Source organism: Enterovibrio nigricans DSM 22720 (assembly GCF_900167155.1).
Taxonomy (GTDB): domain Bacteria; phylum Pseudomonadota; class Gammaproteobacteria; order Enterobacterales; family Vibrionaceae; genus Enterovibrio; species Enterovibrio nigricans.
The window spans coordinates 39,141-46,526 of record NZ_FUXU01000034.1 but is presented as its reverse complement, the minus strand read 5'-3'; the positions used below and the strand labels follow the sequence as shown (position 1 = coordinate 46,526).

The following is a 7,386-nucleotide window of genomic DNA, read 5'->3' as shown; positions in this document are numbered from 1 at the left end:
GCTATGGTGCGGAGAGTTCAACGATCACGAAAGAGCATGGGGCAATCTCTTTCCGACTCTCATGCCTTTTGGCAACAGCGTATAAACCACTTCCGCTGCTTCATCACATGACGCACCTTGAACGGATTCACTTATGTTCATCATACTGACTACCTAGCACTCACCCGATTTATGTGGTTATCAGGAGGACCGTCCTCTCACGATTTCAATCCCGATTGGCAAATGCCAACCTTCGTTACATTGTCAGAGCCGCTACTTTATTCAGGCTCCTAGGTTCATCTGGTGATACAGATGGTTCACTCGTTGAGCGGTGAACAGCGCTTCATACGACTTCACGTCGCACGCCCCATAATGAGCTGATACGTGAAAATTCCGCCGCTCCAAATTAAGCTTCCAGCGATAATGGGAGCCGTAATATTGAAATACTTAACAAGCGTGCTGCGTCTGAACGAAAAGTCCCGAGGTCTGAGGATTAACATTGGGTTATAAAGTTGAATAACCAGCAGCGATATAATGACGCGAAGCAGCCGAGCGGCGACGGTACCATATGCCGCCCCGGTTAAACCTAGTGCTGGCGCGCCGAAATAGCCAAAGATAAGGATGAAGCTCAACGCAACATTAGTTCCTATCTCGGCGATAGACATGTAAAGCGTCACCTTGGTTTTGCCTATCGCGCGCAGAGCTGCATCCATTGAGATGGTTGGGCCTGCAAACAGCATCGCGATGCTTACAATTTGCAGATAATTGGTCGCTAACTCCGCTGTTCTTCCTTCCGTGTTGAACATAGCTGGAATAACAGAGGGAAAAAGCCACACACAAAGGAAAACGAGCGTTGAAGCAAACGTAGAAATAGAAGCACCAAGTGCAAAGTTACGGCGATAGCCCTGTTCGTCTTTCGCTCCCCAGTACTGCGCAAGCAATACACCCATGCCCGTGCCCATGCCCCAGATAAATATCCCGACAAACCAAAACACACGCGCACCAATGCTCGACGCCGCCACTTCTTGCGTCCCAAGCTGGCTGACCATGAGGTTGTCCAAGAACCCCGCACTGCTAAACAATAGACTTTGAAGGACAAGCGGCAAGCCGAGAACAACCACTCGCCGAAGGAAATAAGAATAGGTATTTTCTGCCATTTATCTTCCTTGTAATGACTCTCACTTAATAAAGCAATTTATTTACAATAAGGAAAACAGGTAGCGAATACCAAGTGTAATCACATGTAATTAATGTGATTATCATTCGACAAACATCTCATTCGGAGAAATATTCTATAAATTGAAGGTTAATATCGGTACACATAGAAAAAGCACCTGTTCAGGTGCTTAACAAACAGACGCTTATGCGGATTTTGATGACTCAAGGTGAATAAGATATAGCCGAGTATCAAATTCCAACTGGTGGTAATCCGGTTCCATATGGCAACAAAGCTGATAAAACGCTTTGTTGTGCTCTTTTTCTTTTAGGTGTGCCAATTCGTGAACCACCAGCATGCGTAAAAAAGGTTCAGGCGCTTCTTTAAACATTGAAGCGATACGAATTTCATTTTTCGCTTTGAGCTTTCCGCCGTGAACGCGCGACACAAAGCTATGCAATCCTAGCGCATTGTTTACGACATGGATTTTCCCGTCATATGCGACTTTGCTGATTGGAGATGACTTTTTAAGGTACTGGTCTTTATACCCCATTACATAATCATAAAGTGCCTTTTCGGAGGTAATTTGGTGGTTGGTTGGATAACGCTTTTTTAGCCATTCTCCAAGCGTACCCGTTTCAACAAAGCGGTTTACCTGCTCCAATAAGTGTTCGGGATAGCCACCAAGATAGCGAAGTGAAGGATGCATCTGATTTCTTCAATATATAACGAAGTGGGTATGCTATCAGTATCTCCCTGCATTAAACACTCTGCCATGTCAGATCAGTCCGACTCATCGCTTTATTCATAGCGACTTTCCACGCTTCAACCACGACAAACTCACGATCACTTTGCCCCACATTGGCTTAAACATCAGACATATAGTTATTAAAGGTATTGCTAACATAACTATATCTAAGCAATTTAACGCTATCCGTTTCTGGTTTGTTAGGCCAATCCGCTAAAAAAGGAGAACGACATGAACACAATAAAGGTGGCCTTATTTGGCTGGCATCCTGACGTGGTAAATTATGATAAATGGCCAGGCATGACAGCAGAAAAGCTTCGGGCTACGTTAGAAGGTGACCGAGACCGGCTGCTAGATTTAGGCTATTCCGTCGATCTGCATTATATTCGAGATGGCGAAACAGCCTACGATGCAGCTACTTCAGCGTTAGCGGGTCAACCCTATGATTGTGTGTTGATTGGTGCTGGCGTGAGGCGAGATGATGACCACTTTTTGGTATTCGAAAAACTTGTCAATGCTGTGCACAAAGCCGCACCGCAAGCTACGATTTGTTTTAATACAACCCCCAGTGATACGGCTGACGCCATAAAGCGCTGGACGTAACTCACTGTATTCGTACCGACACGGAGGTGTCCCTTTGACTCGCGCGACAACACAAGGATTCAATCCCGACTACGATGAGGACTCTCCGACATTTGAAGAAGTCAGTGATATAAAAGGCTTTGCGATCGTTGAATTTGGCGCACCTTGGTGCGGACATTGCCAAGCTGCACAACCCGCGGTAGAAGACGCTTTATCAGCGTATTCTCTTCCACACGTAAAAGTGTTTGATGGCAAGGGTAAACCTCTTGGGCGAGCATTCAAGGTCAAACTCTGGCCGACACTCATTTTGCTTCGTGATGGCTTGGAGGTCGACCGTATTGTTCGCCCTATTCATACAATGGAAGTCACCGAACTTCTTTCTCACATGAATTTACGCTGAAACATTATTTCGCGAATAGTTGCCCTTCGATGTCCTTGAACGATTTAAATTCCAAGGCATTGCCTGTGGGGTCGAGAAAAAACATGGTGGCCTGCTCGCCTGGTTCACCCACAAAGCGAATGTAGGGCTCTATGACAAATTCAATACCTTTTGATAGCAACCTGTGTGCGAGCTTCTGCCAATCTTCCATTTCCAGAACGACACCAATGTGCGGCACAGGGACGGCTTTGGCATCGACAGCATTGTGATGAAGATTAAGTGTATTGGTCTCACCGATATTCGGGTCGTAGTGAATGACGAGCTGGTGGCCATACAAATCAAAATCAACCCATTCATTACTGCTTCTTCCCTCTTTGCAATTAAGCACATCGGCATAGAAGCGACGGGATTCTTCGAGGTGCCGGACAGGTATCGCTACATGAAATGGGGTCAGAGCCATAAGAATATCCTTCTCTTTATTTCAATCCTTTTAGTGTTATTTTAGAAACGAATTTCGCTTTAGTTGCCCTAAATTCGATAATCATCTCGACCAACCATTGTTCCAACGTTGCTTTTGCGATAGTTTGAAATCATGAATTTAGAGACCGGAAGGCGTCCCAATGAGCATCGAAACTTGGCTGGCATTTCTGACTATTGCATTTCTCGCAGCCGCTTCTCCAGGTCCCGCTATTTTGCTGGTGATGACACATTCATTGCGCGCAGGCTGGAAACGCGCAATGTTCACCATTGCGGGGAACGTAACTGGGCTGTTTATCATGTCGAGTTTTTCGGTGTTGGGCTTGAGTGCGCTGGTGCTGAGTTCAGCGACTGCTTTTATGGTGATAAAAACCTTGGGTGCGTTATACCTAATGTACCTTGGCATCAAGATCTGGCGAAATGGGATGGAGATATCCATCGATGATGTCGATACGCGCAAGGTCAGCAAACGACGAAATTTTTACCTGCAAGGTATACTGGTTGCGTTAACCAACCCGAAAGCGATTGTGTTTACCACTGCCCTTTTCCCTCAGTTTTTGACGATTGACCAACCCCTTCTGCCTCAATTTACTCTGTTGGTAATAACATTTATCGCCTGCTCTATTACTTGCTTAACCGCCTATGGGTATTGGGGAGTGAAACTAATTACCCGTTCAACATCCGTTGTCGCATCTCGTTGGTTACCGCGAACATTTGGCACCACGTTTGTTGGTGCAGGGGTTGCACTGGCGTTAACGGCGCAACGCTAAAACAACTAATTCGCGATCAATAAACCCGCTAGACAAAGCACCGCAATAAACAGAGCTAGACTCAACCCTTTCCAAAAACGCAGCGGATCTTTTTCAATCAACGGTAAGTGCTTCTGATTTTGCTTAAATGAAGGGTTTGGTTTTTTTAGGTCCTGCTCTAACTCAGAGAGCACGTGATAGCGTGCATTGGCAATCGGGTGAGAGGCCTTTTTCAATCCTGCATCAAACCAGTCGGGAACATCAGAACGATACACGGTCGCTGGGACATAATTTTTCCTTGCGGATGTGCGGGGATTCGCAGGGTTCACTGCTTTATAGGGCAAATGCCCTGTAAGTACCTCATACAATGTGACCCCTAAGGAAAATACGTCTGACGCCAGCGTTGCTTTCCCCCCTTTAAGATACTCCGGCGCGGCATAATTCAGGTCACCAACCGCATAGTCTTCCTCCTGATAGCCTGCTAATTCCACCAGACCACTTGCTTGAGCCGTGCCGTAATCGATTAAGGTGATATTCATGTCTTGATCGACCATTAGGTTGTCAGGTTTGATATCTCGATGAACCACAGACATTCGCTGCAAAACACGTATCGCGCGTATCGCCCCTTTCGCAATGGATCTCACTTGGCTCAGCGTTGGCTGCGGGTTGTCCAGCATCCACTGCCGCAATGTAACACCGTCAACATAGCTACAAACGTGATAAAGAAAAGGCGAATGCATCGACCGTGGATGTATTTTCATCACACCGCGTTGCTTCACCTGTTCGCCTATCCAACCCTCCTGAACAAATCCAGACAGATAAACTGGGTCATCCGCGAAGTGTTGAGACGGCATCTTCAACACATATTGCTTTCCGTCTAACTCGCTTCTAGCAAGATATATATGGCTTCGGCTACCGCTGTGTATCACTCGCACCACACAGTAATGATCTATCGACTGTCCTTCTTTAAGAACGGCAGGAATTCTCAGCCCCGCCACACTTTTTAACGCTTCTCCTAGTGTCGCCGAAGGTAAATGATCAACAGCAAGCAACAGACAGGTGATGTTGTCATCACTGCCGGCTTTAAGTGCTTTGTCTACGATAGTTTGAGACAGGGATTCGAGATCGGTTTCGACCCTGATATTTTGGAGGGATTCACTCAACGCATTGTGCATCAGCGCATCATGAACGCCGTCCGTGGTCATCATCAGTATATCGCCGCGCTCTAGCGAAAAGGATTGATAATCAAAATTTAAATGGCTGTCGATACCTAAGGCTCGGGTCAAATGATGGGTTTGTTTGTTGGTATAGCGACGGTGGTCTTGCGTCTGTTGCGTCAGCACATGTTGCCTGAACAGGTATATTCGACAATCACCTGCATGAAAAACATGCGCAGTGTTTGATTTGAGCACCACGCTACCAAATGAGGCCACCATCGCATTGGATGCGCAGCCTGCCAGTTGTCCATGGTGATAAAGCCAGTGATTGAGCGATTTCAACACATTCGCAGCTGCGTCTTTCGTCGACCATGTTGTGGGCGTACCCAGATAGTCATCAACAAACTCGGTCACACTCATTTCGCTGGCTTTTTGGCTGATGTCACTGGAACTCACCCCATCGGCAATGGCAGCGACGACGCCTTTGTGTTTCAGCGCATGCATTTTTTTCGGTATACAAACAGCAAACGCATCTTGGTTCGGCACCTTAAGACCCGCAATTGAACAGCCACCAGCACGCACAACAAGGTGAGGAGTCAATGTTGACGACTCCCTGATGTGATGGTCTGGCGTGGTTTCCAACCCTGTTGTTGAAAGGTTTTCTGGCTTCATCAATTACACTTTTGCTACGTCGATCATTGTAATGCTTCCATCGTCATTTTCTTCTGCTATTTGTCCGGAGGGCTCTTCCATAAAGAGTAATGTGATAAAACCAATTAACGCAGTACCCGCAATAACATAAAAAAACGTGCTGTATTCGACGACAGACAGAATTGTCAGGTATGTCACCGCACCAACGTTACCATAAGCCCCTGTCATGCCCGCAATTTGTCCTGTCATTCGGCGCTTGATCAATGGCACTGCTGCAAACACGGCTCCCTCCCCCGATTGAACAAAGAAAGAACACCCCATCGCTGCCACAACCGCTAACCAAACAGGCCACGTGCTGTCTACCCATCCCATGACCAAATACCCAATAGCAAGCCCAGCGGTGAGGATCAACAAGGTAGGTTTACGGCCAAATTTATCTGACAACCAACCGCCTCCAGGACGAGACATCAAATTCATAAACGCATATGCCGACGCCACCATACCTGCCACCACAGGCGTCAGTTCAAACGTTTCCAGAAAAAACAAAGGGAGCATTGAAATCACCGCGAGCTCTGATCCAAATGTCGCGAAGTACAAGATGTTCAATACCACAACCTGTTTGAATTTGTATTGATGGACTTCCGGTACTGGCGTTTTGAATATGTGCTTGTTCACCTTCCAAACTTGCGAGACATCAAACAGGTAAATTGCCACCAATACAACGTAGACAGCAATGACCGACGAGGAAGGTAGCATGTCGACGCCAGACGGAGATAACTTCCAAGCCAATAACGCGAGTGCAGCATACATCGGTACTTTCATGATCAGTAGCAGGAAGAAATCCCCTTTGGTTGTCACCTCCATCGCACCTACATTTTTAGGTTTATAGTAAGTCGCGCCTTTCGGGGTATCGGTAACATTGCGGTAAAACACAAATGAAAAACCTAAACTCATCAGGCCTGTAATGGCCATGGCGTACCGCCATCCATCGTCACCACCAAAGAGCACCGCAACAGTAGGCAACGTGAATGCTGCTGCCGCTGAACCGAAATTTCCCCAGCCACCATAGATGCCTTCAGCAGTACCCAATTCATTGTGTGGAAACCACTCAGACACCAAGCGGATGCCAATGACAAAACCTGCCCCGATAAACCCAAGGGCAAATCGAGCAATTGCGGCTTGTAGAAAGCTATCCGAAAAGGCAAAAACAAAACAGGGAATAGAGCACAACGCGAGAAGAAGCGAGTAAACAATACGAGGACCATATTTATCGGTCAGCATACCAATTAAAACGCGCGCAGGTATGGTAAACGCCACGTTTAAAATAAGCAGCGTTTTAATTTCAGCGGATGTTAACCCTAACGATGTTTTTACCGACTGCAACAATGGAGCGAAATTAAACCAAACGACAAACGTAATAAAAAATGCGAACCAACTAAGATGGAGTATTTTCATCTTTCCTTGAAAAGAAAAGATATTAAATTTTTCACTCCCTGACATGTAGACTT

At 46.4% G+C, this 7,386-nt stretch carries 8 protein-coding genes; 3 read left to right on the top strand and 5 right to left on the bottom strand.

Annotated features, from left to right (window positions below; all coding sequences use genetic code 11):
* Positions 1-332 precede the first annotated feature (332 nt).
* On the bottom strand, positions 333-1,136 hold the full coding sequence (locus tag B5D35_RS13165; RefSeq protein ID WP_078753026.1) for an MATE family efflux transporter: 804 nt from the start codon (positions 1,134-1,136) through the stop codon (positions 333-335).
* Positions 1,137-1,340: 204 nt separating this feature from the next.
* Positions 1,341-1,844 (bottom strand): M48 metallopeptidase family protein, encoded by a 504-nt coding sequence (locus tag B5D35_RS13160; RefSeq protein ID WP_078753025.1) that lies wholly within the window; start codon positions 1,842-1,844, stop codon positions 1,341-1,343.
* Between the two features lie 270 nt (positions 1,845-2,114).
* Here B5D35_RS13160 and B5D35_RS13155 point away from each other — a divergent pair, with 270 nt between their 5' ends.
* Together B5D35_RS13155 and B5D35_RS13150 are read left to right on the top strand one after the other, a co-directional pair.
* On the top strand, positions 2,115-2,486 hold the full coding sequence (locus B5D35_RS13155; protein ID WP_078753024.1) for a hypothetical protein: 372 nt from the start codon (positions 2,115-2,117) through the stop codon (positions 2,484-2,486).
* A gap of 34 nt (positions 2,487-2,520) precedes the next feature.
* Positions 2,521-2,865, top strand: a complete 345-nt coding sequence (locus tag B5D35_RS13150) for a thioredoxin family protein (protein WP_078753023.1) — start codon at positions 2,521-2,523, stop codon at positions 2,863-2,865.
* 4 nt (positions 2,866-2,869) lie between these two features.
* Here B5D35_RS13150 and B5D35_RS13145 read toward each other — a convergent pair whose 3' ends face one another.
* A complete protein-coding gene (locus B5D35_RS13145) occupies positions 2,870-3,304 on the bottom strand; it encodes a VOC family protein (protein WP_078753022.1) in 435 nt (144 codons plus the stop codon).
* 160 nt (positions 3,305-3,464) lie between these two features.
* On the opposite strand from B5D35_RS13145, the gene B5D35_RS13140 reads away from it, so the two are divergent.
* Positions 3,465-4,091 carry a LysE family translocator gene (locus B5D35_RS13140; RefSeq protein WP_078753021.1) on the top strand — a complete coding sequence of 209 codons (627 nt, stop codon included), beginning with the start codon at positions 3,465-3,467 and terminating at the stop codon, positions 4,089-4,091.
* Between the two features lie 5 nt (positions 4,092-4,096).
* Here B5D35_RS13140 and B5D35_RS13135 read toward each other — a convergent pair whose 3' ends face one another.
* Positions 4,097-5,899: a bifunctional protein-serine/threonine kinase/phosphatase gene (locus B5D35_RS13135; protein WP_078753020.1), complete on the bottom strand. Its 1,803-nt coding sequence runs from the start codon at positions 5,897-5,899 to the stop codon at positions 4,097-4,099.
* 3 nt (positions 5,900-5,902) lie between these two features.
* On the bottom strand, positions 5,903-7,378 hold the full coding sequence (locus tag B5D35_RS13130) for a NarK family nitrate/nitrite MFS transporter (RefSeq protein ID WP_078753019.1): 1,476 nt from the start codon (positions 7,376-7,378) through the stop codon (positions 5,903-5,905).
* Positions 7,379-7,386 lie beyond the last annotated feature (8 nt).